The organism is Sphingobacterium populi, from assembly GCF_001586775.1.
Taxonomy (GTDB): Bacteria; Bacteroidota; Bacteroidia; order Sphingobacteriales; family Sphingobacteriaceae; genus Sphingobacterium; species Sphingobacterium populi.
On sequence record NZ_LQXS01000003.1, the window covers coordinates 179,252 to 202,465 of the forward strand.

Annotated in this window: 21 protein-coding genes; 20 read left to right on the forward strand and 1 reads right to left on the reverse strand. The window is 43.0% G+C overall.

What is annotated here, in order from left to right:
* Nucleotides 1–2 precede the first annotated feature (2 nt).
* The 16 genes from A0125_RS08520 to A0125_RS08595 all read left to right on the forward strand — a co-directional run bounded on the left by A0125_RS08520 (nucleotide 3) and on the right by A0125_RS08595 (nucleotide 15,887).
* Nucleotides 3–539 (forward strand): DUF3341 domain-containing protein, encoded by a 537-nt coding sequence (locus tag A0125_RS08520; RefSeq protein WP_066754613.1) that lies wholly within the window; start codon nucleotides 3–5, stop codon nucleotides 537–539.
* The gene (locus A0125_RS08525) at nucleotides 532–1,164 is read left to right on the forward strand and encodes a c-type cytochrome (RefSeq protein WP_317038810.1); all 633 of its coding nucleotides are present in this window, start codon (nucleotides 532–534) and stop codon (nucleotides 1,162–1,164) included. The genes A0125_RS08520 and A0125_RS08525 overlap by 8 nt, the downstream gene beginning before the upstream one ends.
* Before the next feature lie 19 nt (nucleotides 1,165–1,183).
* A complete protein-coding gene (locus tag A0125_RS08530) occupies nucleotides 1,184–2,419 on the forward strand; it encodes a quinol:cytochrome C oxidoreductase (RefSeq protein ID WP_066754617.1) in 1,236 nt (411 codons plus the stop codon).
* Between the two features lie 39 nt (nucleotides 2,420–2,458).
* Nucleotides 2,459–3,796: a cytochrome c oxidase subunit II gene (locus A0125_RS08535; protein WP_231863183.1), complete on the forward strand. Its 1,338-nt coding sequence runs from the start codon at nucleotides 2,459–2,461 to the stop codon at nucleotides 3,794–3,796.
* A gap of 27 nt (nucleotides 3,797–3,823) precedes the next feature.
* Nucleotides 3,824–5,710 (forward strand): cytochrome c oxidase subunit I, encoded by a 1,887-nt coding sequence (locus tag A0125_RS08540; protein WP_082784974.1) that lies wholly within the window; start codon nucleotides 3,824–3,826, stop codon nucleotides 5,708–5,710.
* A 76-nt stretch (nucleotides 5,711–5,786) separates the two neighbouring features.
* Nucleotides 5,787–6,830 carry a COX15/CtaA family protein gene (locus A0125_RS08545; protein ID WP_066754619.1) on the forward strand — a complete coding sequence of 348 codons (1,044 nt, stop codon included), beginning with the start codon at nucleotides 5,787–5,789 and terminating at the stop codon, nucleotides 6,828–6,830.
* Between the two features lie 56 nt (nucleotides 6,831–6,886).
* Nucleotides 6,887–7,792 carry a heme o synthase gene (cyoE, locus tag A0125_RS08550; protein ID WP_066754621.1) on the forward strand — a complete coding sequence of 302 codons (906 nt, stop codon included), beginning with the start codon at nucleotides 6,887–6,889 and terminating at the stop codon, nucleotides 7,790–7,792.
* A gap of 6 nt (nucleotides 7,793–7,798) precedes the next feature.
* Nucleotides 7,799–8,383 carry a cytochrome c oxidase subunit 3 gene (locus A0125_RS08555; protein ID WP_066754623.1) on the forward strand — a complete coding sequence of 195 codons (585 nt, stop codon included), beginning with the start codon at nucleotides 7,799–7,801 and terminating at the stop codon, nucleotides 8,381–8,383.
* A gap of 9 nt (nucleotides 8,384–8,392) precedes the next feature.
* Nucleotides 8,393–9,133: a cytochrome c oxidase subunit 3 gene (locus tag A0125_RS08560; RefSeq protein ID WP_066754626.1), complete on the forward strand. Its 741-nt coding sequence runs from the start codon at nucleotides 8,393–8,395 to the stop codon at nucleotides 9,131–9,133.
* A gap of 36 nt (nucleotides 9,134–9,169) precedes the next feature.
* Nucleotides 9,170–9,544 carry a cytochrome C oxidase subunit IV family protein gene (locus tag A0125_RS08565; protein WP_066754628.1) on the forward strand — a complete coding sequence of 125 codons (375 nt, stop codon included), beginning with the start codon at nucleotides 9,170–9,172 and terminating at the stop codon, nucleotides 9,542–9,544.
* 17 nt (nucleotides 9,545–9,561) lie between these two features.
* Entirely contained in the window at nucleotides 9,562–10,284 is a 723-nt protein-coding gene (locus A0125_RS08570; RefSeq protein ID WP_156472490.1) for a thioredoxin domain-containing protein, read from the forward strand.
* Nucleotides 10,285–10,294: 10 nt separating this feature from the next.
* Nucleotides 10,295–10,837, forward strand: coding sequence for a DUF420 domain-containing protein (locus A0125_RS08575; protein ID WP_066754632.1), 543 nt, complete (start codon nucleotides 10,295–10,297; stop codon nucleotides 10,835–10,837).
* Between the two features lie 72 nt (nucleotides 10,838–10,909).
* Nucleotides 10,910–11,371, forward strand: coding sequence for an ABC transporter ATPase (locus A0125_RS08580; RefSeq protein ID WP_066754634.1), 462 nt, complete (start codon nucleotides 10,910–10,912; stop codon nucleotides 11,369–11,371).
* A gap of 75 nt (nucleotides 11,372–11,446) precedes the next feature.
* Nucleotides 11,447–12,922 (forward strand): S10 family peptidase, encoded by a 1,476-nt coding sequence (locus tag A0125_RS08585; RefSeq protein WP_066754636.1) that lies wholly within the window; start codon nucleotides 11,447–11,449, stop codon nucleotides 12,920–12,922.
* Nucleotides 12,923–12,983: 61 nt separating this feature from the next.
* Nucleotides 12,984–14,546, forward strand: a complete 1,563-nt coding sequence (locus tag A0125_RS08590) for a gluconokinase (protein ID WP_231863185.1) — start codon at nucleotides 12,984–12,986, stop codon at nucleotides 14,544–14,546.
* A gap of 18 nt (nucleotides 14,547–14,564) precedes the next feature.
* Nucleotides 14,565–15,887 carry a gluconate:H+ symporter gene (locus tag A0125_RS08595; RefSeq protein WP_066754637.1) on the forward strand — a complete coding sequence of 441 codons (1,323 nt, stop codon included), beginning with the start codon at nucleotides 14,565–14,567 and terminating at the stop codon, nucleotides 15,885–15,887.
* Between the two features lie 4 nt (nucleotides 15,888–15,891).
* On the opposite strand, the gene A0125_RS08600 is transcribed toward A0125_RS08595, so the two are convergent.
* The gene (locus A0125_RS08600; protein WP_066754639.1) at nucleotides 15,892–16,794 is read right to left on the reverse strand and encodes a S66 peptidase family protein; all 903 of its coding nucleotides are present in this window, start codon (nucleotides 16,792–16,794) and stop codon (nucleotides 15,892–15,894) included.
* A gap of 125 nt (nucleotides 16,795–16,919) precedes the next feature.
* Between A0125_RS08600 and metG the strand changes: the two genes are divergently transcribed.
* From metG to A0125_RS08620, 4 genes are all read left to right on the forward strand, one after another.
* Entirely contained in the window at nucleotides 16,920–18,989 is a 2,070-nt protein-coding gene (gene metG / locus A0125_RS08605; RefSeq protein WP_066755675.1) for a methionine--tRNA ligase, read from the forward strand.
* Between the two features lie 332 nt (nucleotides 18,990–19,321).
* Nucleotides 19,322–21,883 carry a TonB-dependent receptor gene (locus tag A0125_RS08610; protein WP_066754641.1) on the forward strand — a complete coding sequence of 854 codons (2,562 nt, stop codon included), beginning with the start codon at nucleotides 19,322–19,324 and terminating at the stop codon, nucleotides 21,881–21,883.
* Between the two features lie 144 nt (nucleotides 21,884–22,027).
* Nucleotides 22,028–22,564 (forward strand): RNA polymerase sigma factor, encoded by a 537-nt coding sequence (locus A0125_RS08615; RefSeq protein ID WP_066754643.1) that lies wholly within the window; start codon nucleotides 22,028–22,030, stop codon nucleotides 22,562–22,564.
* Entirely contained in the window at nucleotides 22,564–23,208 is a 645-nt protein-coding gene (locus tag A0125_RS08620; protein ID WP_066754645.1) for a hypothetical protein, read from the forward strand. Before A0125_RS08615 ends, A0125_RS08620 begins: the two co-directional genes overlap by 1 nt.
* Nucleotides 23,209–23,214: the final 6 nt, after the last annotated feature.

A 23,214-nucleotide genomic window follows, 5' to 3' on the forward strand; every position in this document is an offset into this window, starting at 1 on the left:
CAATGAGCAACACAAAATATATACTAGGTAGTTTTGCGGATCCTGACGAGATGATGCACGGGATCGAAAAACTACAAGAGAACAATATCAGCATTTACGATTGCTATACACCGATGCCAATACACGGTATTGAAGCGAAGTTAGGTGTAAAGCCTTCTCGCTTACCAATTGCCGCTTTTATTGCTGGTGCTACGGGTACAATCCTAGGTTTTAGTTTGTTGTTTTATACAACAGCATACGATTGGCCGATGAACGTAGGGGGAAAGCCATCGCTACCTTTGCCGAACTTTGTGCCAGTTACTTTTGAGGTAACGATTTTATTATGTGCATTGGGTATGGTAGCTACATTTTTCTATCGCAATCATCTGTTTCCAGGTCGTGCACCACGTGTGATGGACCTACGGGCATCTGATGATAGATTCATTATTGCTATTGATGCAAAAGAAAACACAGATCACTCCCTGATTGACGGTTTGTTGAAAGATGCCGGCGCAGTAGAGGTTAAATACAATGAAAGGAAATATGTTAGCTATGAATAAGAAGAACTTTCTTGGAACTGTATGTGCGGCGGTTGCATTAGCTGCTGTAGTTTCTGCTTGCGGAGACGGTACTACTCGTAGTACAGGTTGGGAATTTTCTCGTAATATGTATGATCCGATTGCTTTCAATCCGGATCAGCCGAATAAAAACTTTAAAAACGGCATCACTGCACAAACTCCTCCTACTGGTACTACACCAGTTGGTTTTACGCGCTTTGATTATGAAAATAGCGTAGAAGGATATCAATTAGCGGGTGCTGAGATTACTACCAACCCATTAACTGTCACCGAACAAAATCTGAAAGAAGGACATGCTTTGTATGTCACTTACTGTGCAGTATGTCATGGTACAGAAGGAAATGGTGATGGTACGATCACGAAGGACAGATCGGTAGAGGATTCTAGAGGTAAACGTACTTTAGAAAACTTTCCAGAACCTCCATCGTATCAAAAATCTGCCGGAATGCCATCCTCACGTGGTGGTCAAATGTCTGAATTGACTGCGGGTAAGATCTTTCACACCATCACATACGGATGGAACTCTATGGGGCCGCACGCATCACAGATCTCACCAGAAGACCGGTGGAAAGTTGTTATGTATGTGCAAGAATTACAAAAGAAATAATTAAACATCAAGTTAATAAATGGGAACTCACAATCATCATCACGATTATAATTTTAGCGAGCAGTTTCAATTTGGTGGCGTAGCCAAAATTTTGAGCATTGTCGCTGTTGTAATTGGTATAGCAAGTATTGCATGGGGTTTGTTGTCGCATGATCACATCATCCATGAGCGTACTTACGCCAATTTATTATTGATGGGCTATTATTTCACTTGTGTATGTGCCGCTGGTGCATTCTTTGTGGCACTACAATTAGTCACTCAATCAGGCTGGTCAGCAGGTTTACTACGCATACCTCAGGCAATGGCGAGTGTATTACCAATTGCATCAATCATATTATTGATTATCGTTGGTCTAGGATTATACACACACAATCTATATCACCACTGGCATGCAGATGGTCTTACAGATCCAACAAGTCCTAATTATGACGCCTTAGTAGCAGGTAAAGCAGCATTTTTGAATGTTCCTGGATTCTTGATTCGTCAGGTACTATTCATGGGTTCATACAGCATTTTCGCTTTTATCTTAGCTAAATTGTCTTACAATGAAGATTTGAGTGGTGGTTTGAATGGCTATAAAAAGAGCTTTAAATTATCTGCCTTATTTTTAGTAATCTTTGGATTTACTACTCCAATCTGGTCATTTGATACGATTATGTCGCTAGAGGCACATTGGTTTTCGACCATGTTTGGTTGGTACAATTTCGCAGCTATGTGGGTAAGCGGTATTTCTGCCATTACGTTGATCCTAATCTTGTTGAAAAAAGCGGGATATATGTCATGGGTGAATGAAAACCATTTACATGATTTAGGTAAATTGATGTTCGGTTTCTCGATTTTCTGGACCTATGTATGGTTTGCACAGTTCATGCTGATTTGGTATTCAAACATTCCGGAAGAAACCGTATATTTCTACAAAAGATGGGAACCGGAATATAAACCATGGTTTTGGTTAAGTATTGTTATTAATTTCGTAGCGCCGTTGCTATTATTAGTTGATCGCGATGCGAAACGTAAAGAAACATTTATGATGTGTGTGGCTATCTTGCTTCTATTGGGTCACTGGTTGGATTATTATATCATGATCATGCCGGGTACAGTAGAGTCGCACCGTGGTTTCGGTATTATTGAGATCGGTACAGCAATTGGTTTTACAGGTCTGTTTACCTTCCTCGTGCTTAGCAAATTGAGCAAGCATGCATTGGCGCCGAAGCATCATCCATTTTTGGACGAAAGTTTACATCATCAGATTTAAGGTTAAGTAGCGCATTACGTATAAACGTTTTTATAGAAAATGAAGTTTACAAAATATAACAAGTTCAAGACGATAATAGGCTGTTTGCTCCTGTTGAATTTAATGGTGGCTTTGCCAGTATCTGCTTCTGTACAAGATTCGGTGGTGAGCAATGTCCAAGTGGATGAAGCGGCTACACCGGGTGATGAAGCGCAGGTGGATAGTGTTACGGTAGCTACCGACGATGCTTCTGGAGATACAACTACTTCGGCGGTCGTATCACCAGATGAGCAAGCTACTACCAATGCAACAACATCATCTGTTGAAGCAGATAAGCAAATTGATTCGCAGGTGTATAAAGACATCACCTATTATTTGATGTATTTCTTATTGATTTGCATCATAGTAGCAGTGATTGGCAAGATTCAACATATCTATACACTATCGCGTCGCATAAGTGGTAAGTACAATCCACTAGCCAACAATAATCTTCAAGCAGCATTACTTTTAGTGTTTCTGATTTTGTTCTTGGTGGGTACCTATTATTCCTACGCAGTATGGGGAGTGTGGTCTTGGAGAGCAGCAGTGACAGAACATGGTAAAGACATCGATCAGATGTTTATCATCACGTTAATCATTACCACATTTGTGATGATTGTCGTACACATATTACTATTGGTATTTGCATACTTATACCGTATGCGCCTAAACCGCAAGGCATATTTCTACCCACATAATGACTCGATCGAGCGTTTGTGGACCATCGTACCTGCTATTGTCCTTACGGTATTGGTATTGTTCGGTTTCTTTACTTGGAGAAAGATTACCAATGTGCCACAAGAATTACAAGATTCTGCACTTCAAGTAGAGGTGATGGGTGAGCAATTTATGTGGACAGTTCGTTATCCAGGTGCCGATGGTGCTATTGGAAAGCGTAATTACAAATTGACATCGCCTACCAATCCTTACGGTATCGATTTTACGGACAAAAATGCGTGGGATGATATTCAGGGAGCTGATATTGTATTGCCAGTAAATCAACCAGTACGTTTCCATATAATTTCGAAAGATATTATTCACTCTTTCTATATGCCAGATTTCAGAGTGCAGATCAATGCCGTACCAGGTATGACGAATTACTTCCAGTTTACGCCTACAACGACCACACGTGATATGCGTGACAAGCTGAATGATCAATCGTATGATTTTGTGATGCTGTGCGCGAAGATCTGTGGATCCAGCCACTTCAATATGCAGAAGAAAGTCGTAGTGGTAACTGAGGCGGAATACAAAGAATGGCTTGCTAAACAACCGAAGTTCTTCACCGAATCACTTCAACAGGAGTATGCTCAGGCAGAGAAAGGTGAAGAAGTGTTGAAAACAGCTTCATTGAATTAATTTTTTAAAAGAGTTTTAATTTTAGATATGTCAACTACAGTTATATCGCACGGCGCAGCAGATCACGATTCGCACGATCATCACCACCATCATGAGACGTTCTGGACTAAATACGTATTTAGCCAGGATCATAAGATGATCGCGAAGCAATTCTTGATCACAGGTATTATCATGGCCGTTTTTGCTATGATCTTATCAATCTTGTTTCGTATTCAAATTGCGTGGCCTGATGCTGAATTTCCAATCTTAGAAGTTTTCCTAGGAAAATGGGCTGAGGGTGGTCGTATTAAACCAGAGTTCTTCTTATCATTGGTTACTATTCATGGTACGATGATGGTGTTCTTTGTATTGACAGCCGGCTTATCAGGTACGTTTAGTAACTTATTGATTCCTTATCAAATTGGAGCACGTGATATGGCGTCTCCGTTGATGAACATGCTTTCTTACTGGTTCTTTTTTGTAGCCTGTATCATCATGATCGCATCGTTCTTTATTGAGTCTGGCCCAGCTTCTGCTGGTTGGACGATCTATCCACCATTGTCGGCCGTACCAACTGCTATTGCAGGTTCAGGTTTGGGTATGACGTTGTGGTTAGCAAGTATGGTGCTTTTTATTGCGTCGCAAGTATTGGGTGGTACTAACTACGTAAGTACAATCTTGAACATGCGTACAAAAGGTATGGATCTTTGGAAAATGCCTTTGACTATTTGGGCGTTCTTCTTAACAGCGATCGTTGGTTTACTATCCTTCCCAGTTTTGGTTTCTGCCGTTGTCTTATTGATCTTTGATAGATCGGCAGGTACATCTTTCTACTTATCCGATTTAGTAGTTGGTGGTCAGATTTTGCCAAATGAAGGTGGTTCTCCAATCTTGTTCCAACACTTATTCTGGTTCTTAGGTCACCCAGAGGTATATATCGTAGTAATGCCAGCTTTAGGTTTGACATCGGAAGTTATCTCAACCAATGCGCGTAAACCAATCTTTGGTTACCATGCGATGGTATATTCATTAGTGGGTATTACGGTACTTTCTTTCATTGTTTGGGGTCACCACATGTTTGTAACAGGTATGAGTCCTTTCTTAGGAGGTGTGTTTATGATCACCACGTTGATCATTGCGGTACCTTCTGCTGTAAAGGCTTTTAACTACATCGCTACTTTATGGCGTGGTAATATTCGATTCACTCCAGCGATGATGTTCGCCATTGGTATGGTTTCATTCTTCGTATCTGGTGGTGTTACGGGTATTTTCTTAGGTAACGCCGCACTGGATATCAATCTGCATGATACCTATTTCGTAGTAGCTCACTTCCACTTGGTAATGGGTTCTGCTTCGATCTTCGGAATGCTTTGCGGTGTGTACCATTGGTATCCTAAAATGTTTGGAAGAATGATGGATGAGCGTCTGGGTTATCTACATTTCTGGATGACTTTTATTGGTGCTTATCTCGTGTTTTTCCCGATGCACTTTATGGGTGTAGATGGTGTACCACGTCGTTATTATTCATTCACTGATTTTCCTTTCATGGAAAAGTGGGTGTCTGTAAATATCTTAGTGACTTGGGCAGCGATCATCTCAGCATTAGCACAGGTAGCTTTCTTGTGGAATTTCTTTGCCTCAATCTGGTTGGGCAAGCGTGCTCCTCAAAATCCATGGAATTCTAATACATTGGAGTGGACTACTCCGGTAGAGCATTTCCACGGTAACTGGCCAGGTGAAATTCCTGAAGTACACCGTTGGCCATATGATTATTCGAAACCTGGTCATGATGAGGACTTTATTCCTCAGCATATTCCATACTCTCAGACAATGAGCTCTAACCAGCTGCATGACTTTGAGGGCGACGAGGAAGCGATCCGCATCCAAAAAGCCTGGAATAAAGAAAATGACCGAGAAGAAACAATAATACACTAGAGCATATTTAGCCTGGTCAGTTTCCAACTTTCCAGGCTAAATATCTTTATTATCATCATACCACGACTACTTAGGGATGTATCCTGCCACTGAAAAACGATTTATTATTGCCAACAGGGTTACAATAATCTTTTTGTTTTTAGTTATTGCGGCAGGTGGTATCGTGAGAAGTACGGGGTCGGGGATGGGATGTCCAGATTGGCCAAAATGTTTTAATCGTATTATTCCTCCTACCGATATATCGCAATTGCCCGAGGGCTACGAACAGCAATATATTGAGGGAAGGCAAAAAAAGAATGAACGTTTTGCAAATATGGTGCAACGCTTTGGCTTCCAACAAGAAGCTGAGCAGATTCGTACAGATCCATCCATTTTGGTACATGAGGATTTCAATGCAGCTAAAACTTGGACGGAGTACATCAATCGTTTAGTTGGTGTCATTGTCGGTTTTTGTTTGTTGGCCACGGCTTACTTATCGTTGAATTACCGAAAAACTAATCCAGTCATTACGATATGGAGCGTTCTTAATCTTTTTGTTGTTATTATTCAGGCTTGGTTAGGTTCAATTGTAGTTTCTACTAATTTGATGCCTTGGATTATTACCATTCACATGGTATTGGCGCTGGTGATATTGGCGATTGCCATTTATACATTTTACCTTGCTACTACCAAGCGTAATAGGCGATTGTTAGTGAATCGCTCTTCTCTCGCTATCAAATGGATGGCGGGTGCTTCCTTATTAATTTTATTCATACAGATAGTATTGGGTACGGAGGTAAGAGAGTTGGTAGATGTATTACGCGGACAAGCTATTCCACGAAGTGGATGGATCGAGGCAATTGGTACTGCTTATGACCATCACCGAATTCTAGGTTACATAACATTTGTGTTGACTTTGGCAGTTTGTTGGATTGTCAAAAGTAGATTTAGTAATAACAGTATTCAAAGCAAGTTTGCTTTGATAATTATAATATTGGCGGTGATACAAATGAGTTCGGGTATTATTTTAGCCCGCTACGCTTTGCCACCGTATATGCAGACAACGCATTTGGTCGTTGCGAGCCTATTTTTTGGCGCGCAGTATTACTTAATGTTGTTGACGACAAAGGCAAAAGTATGACGTGCGTATTACATGCATTAAGGTATTTTTGCGGCGAATTAATTTGATGATGATCCATGGGGACGTTTATTTCGGATTTTAATAAGCTGGTCAAGTTGAGGTTAACGTTAACCGTAGTGTTTTCGGCCTCTATTTCGTTTTTGATTGGTGCTGTGCAGCAGGATAATATCATCTGGACGAATTGGCTTTTGCTAACTTTGGGTGGCTTTTTGGTCACGGGAGCAGCAAATGGCTTCAATGAAATCATTGAGAAGGATTTGGATAAGTTGATGGAGCGTACGAAAGATCGTCCGTTGCCTTCAGGCAGAATGACCAATGGACAAGCGTTGGTATTAAGCGTATTCATGGGTATTACCGGTACCTTGGTGTTAGTGGAGTTGAATTTTATTGCAGGTTTATTGTCTGTATTTTCGATCTTTCTATACGCCTTCGTGTATACTCCGCTGAAGCAAAAATCGCCAATTGCAGTGTTTGTAGGTGCATTTCCAGGTGCATTGCCACCATTGATTGGTTATTATGCAGCGTTTGAAGCGGCAGGTTTTGGATTAGCGTACAGTTCCGTGAGTGAGGCAGCTGTTATTATTACGCCGATAGTTCTTTTCGTCATACAGTTTGCATGGCAATTTCCACATTTTTGGGCGATTGCTTGGGTTACAGATGAGGACTATAAAAAGGCAGGCTTTCGGTTGTTGCCTACCACGAAGAAAGATAAGGTTTCCGCATGGATGCTTTTTTTATCGTGTATTGTAATGATCCCGGTAGGATTTCTGCCGATGTATTACGGTTTTGGTGGTTGGATATTTACAATCGTCGCTTTACTGGGCGGATTGTTGTTTACTTGGTACGGATACCAACATATACAATCACCACAAGATAGTACCGCGCGTAAGATCATGTTTACGTCTTTCGCTTATTTACCGATCTTACAGATCGCATTATTAGTAGATTTTATACCCTTTTAACGAGGAATGGATAAGATGATAGATAGCAATGAGCAATTAGTACAATCGCGCAAAGCCAAAAAATTCAACCTTTGGCTAGGCATGATTGGTATGTTCATGATGTTTGCCGCGCTGTCAAGCGGTTTCATTGTGTACACCGCTAGTGGTATCGATAAAGGGATTAAAACGATATTGCCTTACGCGTTTATTTATAGTACCGTAGCAATCGTGTTGAGTAGTGTTGCGATGCATGTGGCTTACACAGCGGCAAAAGCTGGACAATTAGGTCGTCAGAAATTGATGTTGCTGATTACGATAGCCTTAGGAATTGTCTTCTTTGTATCGCAAATCAATGCATGGTCAACATTAATTGATCGGGGGATTTATTTCCAAAATCCTAACGCTTCGCAATCATTTATATATGTGTTTACGTGGTTGCACTTAATGCACATTATTGCCGGATTGATCGTTTTGCTTCGCTGTTATATCGGTGCTGTAAGACGTATATCGACAGATAAAAATCAATTTAGAATGGAAATAGCCACTATTTTTTGGCATTTTCTGGATCTATTGTGGATTTATATTTATGTTTTCTTACTTTTGAATCAATAAAACTAAACAATGAGTACAACGACTGTATCGCAATTGGATAAGGTTAAAGACGGACCTTGGAGTGGTGGTAAATCACCGTGGAATTTGGAGTACGGAAAGATCATGATGTGGTTTTTCTTAGTATCTGATGCGTTCACTTTTTCTGCGTTCTTAATCTATTATGGAGCTCAGAAGTTTGCTAATGCAACTTGGGTTGACCCTGATAAAGTGTTTCAATCTATCCCAGGTATCGCCGAGAGCGGTCAACCATTGGTTTTCGTGGGTATTATGACGTTTATTTTGATTATGTCATCAGTCACCATGGTGCTAGCGGTAGATGCTGGTCATCGTAATGATCGTAATGCCGTAATTAAGTGGATGTTATGGACTATTTTGGGTGGTTTAATGTTCGTAGGTTGTCAAGCGATCGAATGGACGCACTTGCATCATTCCGGTTTCTGGTTCGGTCGCAATCCTGCTACTGGTTTAGAAGGTGAAACTGCTATTGTAGAAGCCTTGAAACCTTATTTTACAGGCGAGATCTCGTACACAGCAGCTTTGCAGTTTTCTAACCTATTCTTTACTATTACTGGTTTCCACGGTTTCCACGTATCAATAGGTATCTTGCTTAATATCATTATCCTTTGTATGACGTTGAACAACACGTTCGAGCGTCGTGGTACTTATCTGATGGTAGAAAAAGTTGGTTTATACTGGCACTTTGTAGATTTGGTATGGGTATTTGTATTTACCTTCTTCTACCTTATCTGATTTATTTAATAATTACTTTGTAATACAACATATACGATGTCAAATCACGATCATACAGCAGCAGCGCACGACGAGCACCATGAAGGCATGGGAGCTAAGCAAATCTGGTCCGTATTCTTTGTCTTGCTAGCATTAACGGCACTTGAGTTTTTAATCGCACTAGGTTTTGTGCACCACTGGCAGATTTTGCAAAAGGGCATGTTTGTTAATATCATCTACATCATGCTAACTTTAGTGAAAGCATACTATATCGTGGCTTTCTTTATGCACTTGAAGTTTGAGAAATCGAGTTTCATTGTGTGCAGCACTATTGTTTTTATCTTCATCGCCTATTTTATTGTGCTGATGCTTGTAGAAGGTAGCTTCTTATCTGGGGCGTTGCAATCGCATCCGGTGTTTCCGAACAATTAATAGAACGATATACATAGATGAATCCAGTCATTCGTCCAATGAAGTTTTCAAAAATTATAATCCTGGCCATTGTACTCTTTGTGCCAGGATTTTTGTATTTATTGATGGAGAATCTAGGTCGGCATGAATACGTTAAATTGCCGATTTATGGGGAGAAATCGCTTTCTGGCGAAATGCGTCGCGTCATGGGCCGAGAGAGGCCAGATACCATTTACCATCAATTGAAGCCACTGCAATTGACCGATTGGTCAGGGCGTACGGTATCGTGGATGGGAAGCGATTCTATTATCAGCGTGGCGCATTTGATGTATAGCGCCGATTCGGCCTTTTCGGGAATTGCCTTAGATTATATGGATCGGTTGGCTACAAAATTTGCTAGCAAAGCCAGTGTACATTTGTATTCCATCTCCGTAGATCCGCATGATCAGGTTACCGACTTAGCGAAAATGGCCAGTCGTTTTGGCGATCTTGACCGTCGTAAATGGCATATTGTTGCAAATCCTTCTACCGATATGCTGACCTATGCGCGTGAGCAAATGTTACTCAATGCCAGTAGAGATATGCAAGATTCTACTAAGTTTATGATCGATGATCAGATCATTCTCATTGACGGCAAACATCGTATTCGAGGATTCTATCCATTGAGTCAGCACGCCGAGCTGAAGAGGCTAGAAGATGAAATCAAATTACAATTGGTAGAAGAAATAAGAGACAACCCTAGACGGGTGGAAAGAAATTAGAAAAACACGTATGGCAATGACCGCGGAAGAAAAAAAATATAAAGGCATTATCTGGACCTTATCTATTGTGATACCCATTGCGGTAGCTGTTTTGTTTGGTGTCAATTTACAAAAGCTTGGTTACGATGTAGAACCGTTAAGTTTCTTGCCGCCTATCTACGCCAGTATCAACGGGCTTACCGCTATTTTACTTGTTTGGGCGGTGTCTGCGATCAAGAGTGGCAAAGTTAAGCTTCATGAAAACTTAATAAAGGTCTGTATGCTTTGCTCTTCGCTATTCTTGGTGATGTATGTGGCCTACCATATGACGTCGGTTTCCACACCATATGGTGGTGAAGGTTTTATCCGTTTAGTGTACTTTTTTATCCTAATTAGTCATATTCTACTATCTATTATCATCATTCCGTTCGTACTGTTTACTTTTGTACGTGGGATAGCAGGAGCATACGAAAGGCACAAACGCTTAGCGAGGATTACCTATCCGATGTGGCTTTACGTAGCGGTGACCGGTGTGATCGTTTATCTAATGATTTCGCCATATTATACCCATTAGTTCAACTGCAATAGTCATTGCCATGCTAGTGCGATGCGATTGCTGATGGTATTATCATACATATAGCAGAGGATGAAAAAAGTTTGGATTTATCAAGCAAATCGCTTCTTTACAGAAGCTGAAGAAACTAAAGCCACGGCTGTTTTACAACAATTTGTACAGAGTTGGACGGCTCACGGTGATCAATTAGCAGGTAAAGCAACTATTTTTCATCATTTATTTATTGTACTAGAAGTTGACGAATCTGTCGCTAGCACTACCGGTTGCTCGGTAGATAAGTCGGTACATCTATTAAAGAAGCTGGAACAAGAGTTGAACATTGGTTTGTTTGATCGGTTGATGGTAGCTTACCGCGACGCAAATGATGCCGTACAACTGGTTTCTCGTAATGAGTTTGCACAGCTCGTACAATCAGGTCAAGTAAGTTCTGATACGATTGTATTCAATAATTTATTAAGTTCTGGCGAAGATTTCCCAAGCCAGTGGGAAATACCATTTCAAGATAGCTGGCATGCCAAAGTTTTTGTAATATAATTACAACATAACAGGAAGCACATAGGATTTTAGTAAATTGGGTTGTCAAATGTCAATTCCAATTAGTACAATCATATGAAAAAACAGCTATCCACTACATTTTTTCTGACTTTCTTAGCGGTATTGTCCTCCTTGGGGCAAATAGCCATTCCCGCAGATTCTATTGTCACCACCAAACACAGCACAACGATCTTAGGGCAAGCCATTAAATACACCGCACATAAAGGCACACAGCCCGTTTGGAATGAAAAAGGAGATGCGATAGCAACACTCGATTATACCTATTACGAGCGCGACGGCGTAGCCAAAGAAAACCGTCCCCTAGTAATTTCATTCAACGGCGGCCCTGGTTCTGCGTCGGTATGGATGGAGATTGCATATACCGGGCCAGCACTATTGAATATTGATGATGAAGGCTATCCAGTTCAACCTTATGGCATCGGTAAAAATCCTTATTCCATACTAGATATTGCTGATATCGTTTTTATCAACCCGGTCAATACGGGTTATTCGCGTATTTTAGATAAGGAGGTAAATACCAACACTTTTTTTGGAGTGAACGCTGACGTTAAATATTTAGCATCGTGGATCAATACCTTTGTAACGCGACGCAATCGTTGGAACTCGCCTAAATACCTCATCGGCGAAAGCTACGGCACGACCCGCGTCTCCGGTCTGGCGTTGGAGTTGCAAAGTGCTCATTGGATGTATTTGAACGGCGTGGTACTCGTATCACCTACCACGCTCGGTATTGAGCGTGGCGGCCCTGTGGATATGGCGTTGCGATTACCATACTATGCGGCAACTGCGTGGTATCACCAAAAATTACCAGCCGATCTGCAAAGTCGGGATTTGGAAGAGATTTTGCCAGAAGTAGAAGCTTTTGCGGTGGATGAATTATTACCGACCTTGGCAAAAGGTGGCTTACTGAATCCCAACCAGCGGCAAGCAGCAGCTACAAAAATGGCGCGCTATTCTGGTCTATCAGAGAAAGTAATTTTGCAAAATAACCTCGATGTGAGCACCAATCTTTTTTGGAAAGAATTATTGCGCGACAGCGGCTACACGGTCGGTCGTCTCGATTCCCGCTATCGCGGGATAGATCGCAAAGATGGCGGCGATCGTCCGGATTTCAATGCCGAACTTACGGCTTGGTTGCATGCCTTTACGCCGGCGATCAATCACTATATGCGCAATGAACTCAACTTCGCCACCGATGTCAAGTACAATATGTTTGGCTCTGTACATCCTTGGGATCGTAGCAATGACCGGACAGGCGAAAGTTTGCGACAAGCGATGGCGCAGAATCCTTTTCTGCATGTAATGGTACAATCCGGCTATTACGACGGCGCCTGCGACTATTTTAATGCAAAATATACCATGTGGCAAATGGATCCTTCGGGGCGTTTGCAAGATCGGATGTCTTTCAAAGGATATCGTAGTGGGCATATGATGTACTTGCGCAAACCTGATCTCGAGCAAGGTAATGCAGATATTCGTAGCTTCATCACCAACAGTATTCCAGCAACCGGTACGCCTGCAAAATATTAATCGCCGCAGTATCATAGATTCTGTAGCGGTACGTCAAAGTTTGTAGGATAAAATCATTATATTGCTTTTTCGACAAGGCATTATTCGCACGTCAACCGTGGCGAATGATGGCCTGAGCAATTATAACAATATGATTATTGGTTTAGATATTGGTACCTCATCAACAAAGGCGGTGGCTTTTGATCATCAAGGTGAAGTACTGGCGCAACATGGCATCACCTATCCGATTTTGTCTCCGCAAACGGGCTATTACGAGCAGGATCCCAACGAGATCTATGAGGCTTGTGTTGGTTCTTTATCCGAAGTGATGCGGCAACTGGCTCGCGAACATCCAAGTCAACCGCTAGAAGGAATTTCGGTCAGTAGTGCGATGCATGCGCTTATCGCAATGGATGAGATAGGTAACCCGATTACCAATAGTATTATTTGGGCCGATCAGAGAAGCGAATCCGTTGCTGCAGATTTGAAAGAAACAGCACAGGGATTGGATCTCTACATAAAAACAGGCACACCGATACACCCCATGTCAGTGCTCTGCAAAATCATGTGGATGAAGGGGCATGCCAAAGACACATTTCAACGCGCCCATAAGTTTATCGGTATTAAAGAATACCTATTTTTTCGGTTATTCAACACGTACATAATAGATCATTCTATCGCATCGACTACCGGGTTGTTCGATATCGAAAAATTAAGTTGGTATGAACCAGCTTTATCGCTCGCAGGGATCAAATCCAGCCAACTTTCGGCACCGGTATCCATACATTATGCCCTGCATTTGCAAGATTCCGAGCAAGCCACTAAACTAGGCGTGCCTGTCGGAACAGCATTTGTGATTGGAGCTAGCGATGGCTGTTTGGCCAATCTTGGTGTAGGTGCCACACATCCTGGTATTGCCTCCGTTACGGTCGGTACAAGTGGAGCCGTGCGCGTACTCAGTAATAGCGCTATTGCAGATCAGCAACAACGTGTCTTTCGATACTTACTAAATCCGAAGCAATTTGTAGTTGGTGGCGCGGTGAACAATGGCGGTGTATTGCGCAATTGGTTTCGCGATACCTTTATGACAGAATTGACACATTTACCCGAAGATATCAATACTTCTCGCTTATTTGATGAAGTCATCAGTGCGGTAAATCCAGGTTCGGATGGGTTGGTTTTTCTACCTTATCTCACCGGTGAGCGTGCACCACATTGGAATGCAAATGCCAAAGGAGTATATTTTGGCATTCAATTGCAGCATACGAAAGGTCATTTTGGGCGAGCCATGATTGAAGGAATGTTGTTTGCGCTGTATAGTGTAGCGTTGGCTTTAGAAGAAACCACGGGGCCAATACATACTATTTATGCTAGCGGCGGATTAGCACGTTCTCCGGTATGGGTACAGATTCTTGCCGACGTATTCAATAAACCCGTTTTTGTCAAAGAAACCGTGGAAAGTTCGGCTTGGGGCGCGGCCTTAGTCGGCTTAGAAGCTCTAGGTATAGATACGAATCCAGCAGATCATGCCGTTGCCGACAATGAAGACGATTCCTATGTGCCAAACAAAGAACATCATCAGATTTATAGGAAAAATTTCCAGCAGTTCGAGCGCTTGTATCAAAAGCTACAAGACGAATTTTAACCTTTATAAAAAAAACGGATGCCTTTAATCATAGTATTTTGTGGAGTTTTGCTGCTTTTACTTTTAGTAACAGTTGTAAAACTCAATACGATAATCTCCCTACTCATCACCTCCATTGCCGTGGGCTTTGCGATGGGGATGGACAGTATCGATATCGTACGATCCGTAGAAGCCGGGGTGAGTAGCACCATGGGGCAGCTCGCTTTGCTGCTGGCTTTTGGTGCTATCTTAGGAAAGCTAATGGCCGACGGCGGTGCCGCCGAACGCATCACGCGCGTATTGACCAATGTTTTTGGCGTGCGCAACCTGCCTTGGGCAATGGTTCTTACAGGCTTTCTGGTAGGTATACCCTTATTTTATAATGTTGGTTTTATTGTATTAGTACCTTTTGTATTCATGGTGTGTGCATCCAACCGGCTTCCGTTGCTTTATGTTGGTATCCCATTGTTGGCCGCACTATCCGTTACGCACGGTTATTTGCCGCCACATCCTGGCGCTACAGCTATCGCAATCACCTACCAAGCCGATATTGGTCTTACTATGGTTTATGGTATTATTGTCGCTATTCCCGCGATTATTATTAGTGGGCCATTTTTCGGGCGCACATTGAAAGGTATTGCAACCAACCCACCTCCAGAGTTGTTTACCGTGCCCACATCATCCGAAGGTCGGCCGATGCCTAGCTTCGCCATCAGTTTGTTTACCGGATTATTTCCAGTTGTGCTGATTGCTATTGGTTCGTTTGCCCATTTGTTCTTGATTGAAGGGTCGGCGCCTTTGTCGATTTTGCGTTTTTTAGGTGACCCGGTGATGGCATTAATGATAGCCGCTATGTTGGCCATGTATACGATGGGAATACGCCAAGGTAAAAGTTTGAAACAACAATCAGAAGCGATTGAAGATGCAATCCGAGGCATTACCATGATCTTGTTTATCATTGGCGCTTCGGGTGTATTTAAGCAAGTGCTGGTCGATAGCGGCGTGGCGGTTTATATTGCCGAAAGCACAGCAGATCTCGCCTTGTCACCATTAGTATTAGCATGGTCTATCGCCGCCGTTATTCGCTTAGCCATAGGCTCTGCTACTGTAGCTGGATTGACCGCCGCTGGCATTGTTTTGCCTGTCATGCAGGCAACCGGTACCAGCCCTGAGCTTATGGTGCTAGCTACTGGCGCTGGCAGTCTCATGTTTTCACACGTCAATGATCCCGGATTTTGGATGTTTAAATCCTACTTTGGCTTAAGCATGCGCGATACATTCCTGTCTTGGTCCGTGATGGAGACATTAGTGTCTTTAATTGGATTGTTTGGCGTATTAGCTTTAAGCTGGTTTGTAGGGTAGAATTTTATGTGTTGTAGGTGAGCTCAACTGTATTACCGCTTACCGTAAGAATCGTATTTGCGCCAAATACTAGCGCGTGGTTATCTTCAATATGTCCAGCAGGAAATTCAAAGGCTACAGGATAAGCATATTCCTTTACAATTTCCATTACGATCTGACATATATCCTGCCCAAATGGTGGATCACTTTCTCTAATGGCGGTAAAGCCGCCGACGATCAATCCCCGAAGTTTTGCTAGCTTATTTGCTCTTTTCAATGTACGCAGCATACGATCAGTATTATACAAGGCTTCGCCCACATCCTCGATAAACAAAATCTTATCTTCATAAACGGGGTCGGAGGGAGAGCCTAAGATACTTTGCAAAATGGCAAGATTACCGCCAATCAGCACACCCTCGGCTTGGCCTTCTCGATGCACGTTGCTTGCGGTTGTATACCGTATGGTGCAATCTTCACCAAATAGCGCTTTGCGCAGCGACTCCAAGGAAGAAGATGTCCCTTTCTCAAAGCTCTTGGGCATTTGCCCATGGATAGATGCTATATTAGTTTGCCGCTGAATATGGCTATGCAGTACAGTTATATCGCTAAAGCCGATTATCCATTTAGGATTGTTGACGAATGATGAGAAGTCAATCGCGTCAATAATACGAACCGTACCATAGCCGCCACGTGCTGCAAATACAGCTTTGACGGTCATATCATCCAGAGCTTGCTGCAAATCCTGTTGCCGCAACGCGTCAGTACCCGCAAAAGTGTTCCACGATGCCGAAACCGACGGACTCACTAAAACGCGCAACCCCCAGCTTTCTAATATACGAATACCATCATCTATGCCGCCTTTTACGGCGCTAGCCGTACATACAATCGCTACCGTGTCACCTTGTTTAAGGTAAGGAGGTGTTTTCATCACAAATCCTTTGTTATCTAAATATAGTGCGCAAACCAATTATGAAATCGCGCAATTTGAGTTATCTTTGCTTTTCAGCAATTTAGCATGTGCTGCCTAATATTAACATTTATTTTCGACATACTTTGGATATTTTAAGTAAAAAACGCTATACCATCACCTCCGCTTTGCCGTACGCCAACGGACCACTACATATCGGGCATTTGGCGGGAGCCTATATCCCTGCAGATATTTTCGTGCGTTTTCTGCGGTTGCAAGGTAAGGATGTCGTGTATGTTTGTGGATCAGATGAACATGGCGCGGCGATTACGATTAAAGCAAAAAAAGAAGGAGTAACACCCAAAGAAATCATTGATCAATACAATAAACAAATCAAAGATAGCTTTGAAGAGTTTGGTATTTCATTCGATATTTATCATCGTACATCGGAGAAGATTCACCACGAATTATCACAGGATTTTTTCCTGAACCTATATCATAAAGGGGAGTTTATCGAGCGTTTTTCGGCGCAATATTATGATGAAGAATTTCATCAGTTTTTAGCCGATCGCTATATCACGGGTACTTGTCCGCACTGCCAAAACGAAGGTGCGTACGGCGATCAGTGTGAGAAATGCGGCACGTCGCTCAGTCCGACGGATCTGATCAATCCCAAATCCACGTTGAGTGGCAAACCACCCGTATTGAAGGAAACTAAACATTGGTACTTGCCATTAGATAAATATCAGGCTTGGCTGGAGCAGTGGCTAATCGAAGGAAAGAAGGATGTACTCAAATCCAACGTATTTGGCCAATGCCAATCTTGGTTGAAGTCGGGTTTGCAACCGCGTTCGATGACCCGCGATTTGGATTGGGGTGTAGACGTTCCTTTGCAGGAAGCTGAAGGCAAAAAACTCTACGTGTGGCTAGATGCACCGATCGGATATATCTCTGCTACCAAACAGTGGGCGATAGATCAGGGTAAAAACTGGGAAGATTATTGGAAAGCCAAAGACAATCGAGAAGAAGAATCTACTTTGATCCATTTTATCGGCAAGGATAATATCGTATTTCATTGCATTATTTTTCCAGCGATTTTGCATGCGCATGGAGATTATATCTTACCAGAAAATGTGCCTGCCAATGAATTTTTGAATCTAGAAGGCGAGAAGCTATCTACCTCACGCAATCACGCCGTGTGGTTACATGAATATTTACAAGAATTTCCTGACAAGCAAGATGAGCTACGCTATGTATTGACCTCGATATTGCCGGAAACATCGGATAGCGAATTCACTTGGAAAGATTTTCAGGCAAGGGTAAACAACGAACTGGTAGCCATCTTAGGCAACTTCGTCAACCGTGTGATGGTTTTATCGCACAAGTATTTTGAAGGTGCGGTGAGCTTAGGTACTAAATTGACGCCAGAAGATAATGCTGTTTTTGAGGAATTAGCAAAATACCCCGAACTAATCCAGCAATCAATTGCACAGTATCGTTTTCGTGAAGCTATGGCGCATTTTATGAATGCAGCACGCTTAGGAAACAAATACTTGGCAGATGAAGAGCCTTGGAAAGTGGTGAAAACGGACGAAGAGCGCGTGAAGACGGTGTTATTTGTGGCTTCGCAGATCGTGGCCAATTTGGCGATCATGGCACAACCATTCTTGCCAAAAACGGCTGCTAAACTTTTCGATATGCTTAGTCTTGAACCACAGCCTTGGGAGCATGCAGGTCAAGCGGCCTTGCTGTCGTCCGGCCATCAGTTACATGAGGCAGCTTTGCTGTTCGACAAGATTACTGATGAGCAGGTCGATTTGCAATTGCAGAAGCTCGAGCAAGCAAGAGCCAATAATGCCAAGAAAGTCGTTCCGGCTGCGCCGGCAAAAGCAAACATCAGTTTTGATGATTTTGTGAAACTGGATGTACGGGTTGGAACCATCTTGGAGGCAGAGAAGGTCGCGAAAACGAAAAAGCTGCTGAAGCTAAAGATTGATACAGGTATCGATCAGCGTACTGTGGTATCGGGAATTGCCGAGTTTTTCAAACCGGAAGATATTGTTGGCAAACAGGTGTCTATTTTGGTCAACCTAGAGCCACGCGAAATTAAAGGTATCATGTCACAAGGAATGATTCTCATGGCCGAAGATGCCGACGGCCGCTTGGACTTTGTGCAGCCTAGCTCCACGATACAAGTCGGAAGCACCATCCGTTAAAAGCAAAGACAAACTTTGTACGAAGCTCCTTCATTCATCTGATCAAGTGAATGAAGGAGCTTTTTTTATGCTACGGCGTGGGTATTATATCTTTAAAAATAAAAGTCTATTAAATCTATAGTCTTTGTAAAGATTATTCTATATTTGTTGCACATTACTGATGGTCAGTAGCGTCAATATCACTAAGCAAATGTATTTAATTAGGGTCAGCCTTCGGGCAAATCTTCATCAGATGGAGTGCGTAATGAAATAAATACTCCTCATTCTAGGTGCCCTTATGGCACTTCTATCCATAAGTTTAAAAACAAAGTTCAATCATACGATTTCATTTCATGTACAAGATCATACTATTATTAAGCACTTATCTATTAGTCAGTTCCATCGCAGTTGGTCAACACACGGCGCCCGCTATACAAGGCAAAGTTGTTGATCGGCAGAATCAGCCAGTTCCACATGCAACCATTACTATTCGCGAAACGAATCAACGTTTTGCAGCCGACGCCGACGGGCAATTTTCTGTAATACCGACGCAATTGCCACCATTCCGAATTAGAGCTGCCTCGGTCGGCTACAGATCAAGCGAATTGCTCATCGATAATCGACAATCGGAAGCGGCAATTACGCTGCAACTCGAAGCGGAAAACCAAGTAGAAGAAGTCATCGTAACCTCGCGCCGACGTCAAGAGCAACTACAAGATGTACCCATTCCTATTTCCGTCGTGAGCGGCAAATTTGTCGAAGAATCGGGCGCCTTCAACGTGAATCGGATCAAAGAAATCGTGCCTTCCGTGCAGCTTTACTCTTCCAATCCGCGCAATACCGGCATCAGCATTCGAGGATTGGGCACTACATTTGGCCTCACTAATGATGGCATTGACCCAGGCGTTGGTTTTTATGTCGATGGAGTGTATTATGCGCGTAATGCCGTCACTACATTAGATTTTATCGATGTCGAGCAGATTGAGGTATTGCGCGGGCCGCAAGGCACCTTATTCGGTAAAAATACGGTGGCAGGAGCATTCAACATCACCACACGTAAACCTACATTTCATAGTACAGCGGATGCCGAAGTGTCGTACGGAAATTATGGTTTTATCCAAGCAAAAGGATCAATTAGTGGACCAATCACGAATAAAATTGCCGCCAGACTGTCTTTTAGTGGTACGCAACGAGATGGAGTACTATATAACGTCGCTACGCAAAAACATACTAATGAACTCAATAATTTAGGTTTCCGTGGACAAGTCCTGTACCAACCATCAGAGAAAGTAGATGTCTTGTTTGCTGCCGATCTTACTCGTCAGCGACCAGATGGTTATGCGCAGGTATTCGCCGGTGTAGCACCCACTTTGCGAGCGGACTATCGGCAATTCGAACAAATCATTCGGGATCTCAACTACGATCTTCCTTCTCGAAATCCCTTTGATCGTATCATTGATCATGATACGCCATGGCGATCTAATCAAGATCTTGGTGGTTTGTCGGCCAACGTAGACGTAAAGTTGGGCGGCGGTACATTGACATCGACAAGTGCTTGGCGTTTCTGGAATTGGGACCCTTCAAATGATCGCGATTTTACTGGTTTACAAGCTTTAGCACTCTCGCAGGCACCATCACGACATGACCAATGGTCGCAAGAAGTGCGCTGGGCGGGAGATTTTTCTTCGACATTGAGTGCTGTTTTTGGTTTGTATGCATTCGGGCAAAAATTGGATGCCGATCCCGCACATACGGAGATGGCAGGCGTCGATCAATGGCGATTTGCACAAAATTCGGAAAGTTCACTATGGCAAACTCCTGGGCTTTTTGAAGGCTTAGGCATTCGTTCCTATCCCAGTATGCGCTCATTTAGTACGGCTTTGTTTACACAATTTGATTGGAAAATTCTGCCTGATCTGCGATTATTACCTGGCTTGAGGTTAAATTACGATGATAAGTCGGTCAACTTTCGACGCGAAGTATTTGGCGGCTTGCAAACGGAAGATCCTGCGCTGATCGCTTTGCAGCGTGGTCTATATTCTGATCAAGCTTTTGAGGCGCGTGTCGATGATACAAATCTTTCGGGACAAATCACCCTTGCTTATAAAGCCAATGAAAAAATCAACACCTTTGCGACCTTTTCTACTGGCTTTAAGCCAGTAGGTTTGAATCTTGGTGGATTGCCAAATCAAGACGGGCAGCCGATGTTGGAGTTAGCTGTGATCAGACCCGAGCGCGTTGCGCATTATGAACTGGGCATCAAAACCAATCCTACCACCAACATGCAGCTAAACTTAACGGTGTATAATACCGATGTACGCGATTACCAAACACAAGTGCAAGCGGCTGATCTTGCTGTCAACCGCGGTTATTTGGCAAATGCGGAACACGTGCGTGTACAAGGCCTCGAGTTTGATGCCAATGCGCGCGTGAGCGATTGGTTCAGCATGTATGGCTCAGTAGCCTATACCGATGGCAAATATGTTTCCTTTACCAATGCGCCGCCACCGTTGGAAGGAACAGGCGGACCAAATTTTGTCGATGTGTCTGGCGGTCGATTGCCTGGTATTTCAGAGTGGGCAACTTCGTTTGGAGCAGAAGTAAAATCAAAATCGGCGCGCTTTCTCGGGCAGCGCGGCGAATATTTCTTCGCGGCCGACGGCTTTTACCGTTCTACATTTTCGTCTAACCCGACACCATCTGCCTATTTAGTCGTCCCAGGTTATACCTTGGTCAATCCACGCATTGGTTTTCGCTCGCAAGATGGCGTCTCGGTCACGGTGTGGGCGCGCAATGTGTTTAATACCAATTATTTTGAGCAATTACTTCCAGGCGCTGGTAATGCAGGTCATTATGCCGCCGTGTTAGGCGATCCACGTACTTACGGCATCACATTACGCTACGCGTGGCGCTAGCACATGATCTTGTAAACGAACCAACCAAACCAAGTGAAGCCCGCTGATTCTTACATAAGGAGTAGCGGGCTATTTTTTTCCATAGAGAGTTTATGGAAAGTTGTATCTTCCAGCATCATTATAATAGCGAAGTAAACTACTTTAATGGACGAACGCACACTGCTCATACGCTATAGACAGACCGGAAATCTGCAAGATTTGGGAAGATTATTTACTCCCTATATGTCGCTACTCTATGGTGTGTGCTACAAGTACCTGCAAGATCAGGATCATAGTCAGGATGCCGTGATGTACATCTTTGAAGAGCTCATCAAAAAACTGCGGACGCACGAAGTGGACAATTTTAAAAGCTGGCTTTATGTATATGCGCGCAATTATTGCCTCATGCAAATCCGGAAAGACAAACGCCAAAACAACGTGCCGATAGAGCAGTACCTGATCGAAGCCGAAGCACAGTTGGCTGTACCGGAGGAGGTAGCGTGGCTGGAGCAAGATTTTGAGAAACTGGAAGTTTGCTTGGTTGGGCTAATACCAGAGCAAGAGCAATGTGTACGCCTATTTTACTTGGAAAAAAAATGTTATAAAGAAATTGCAGCAATGACGGGTTTCGATCTGAATAAAGTGAAAAGCTATATTCAGAATGGGAAGCGCAATCTAAAGCTGTGCATGGAAAAAATGTAATGGACAATAATTATCAGTTATCTCGAATTCACAATTATGTAGCTGGGCTCATGAGCCAAGAGGATATGCATGCCTTGGAACGCGAAGCCATCAACGATCCTTTTTTGCAAGATGCGATCGATGGTTATAAGTTGCAGAAAGGCGTAGAAACGGCACCATTGAGCTTGTTGCAAAAGCGCTTGGCAGCGCGCATAGAACAGAGAGACTTGGAGCGCAATAGGCGGTTCTTCGGCTGGCAACGCTTGGCAATTGGCTTAGTAGCGGCAGTTATGTTTGTTGTTGTTTGTTCGTTATTGGTATTCAGACATTTACATCAAAAACCTACTATTGCTACACAACCAGAGAGCATTACAATTATCACGCCTGCACTTCGTGTGCAAGTTGTCCCCGAAGAAAAATCGGATGCAAGACCTTTGAAAGGGTGGGATCGGTTTTCCCAAAAACTCGACGAAAGCTTGTCGTCCTACGCAAGTGCTATTTCGTTGGATATACAGTTCGACATCGTAAAAGGGCATGCTGAACACATCAGTATAAGCGGCACCAATGATGCACAATTTGTTGAAAAGATCAAAGAAACGATTCGACAAGAACTTCGGTGGGAAGGTAAGTATGCACAGTTCCGTTTACATATTGCAGAAGAATAAAATCGC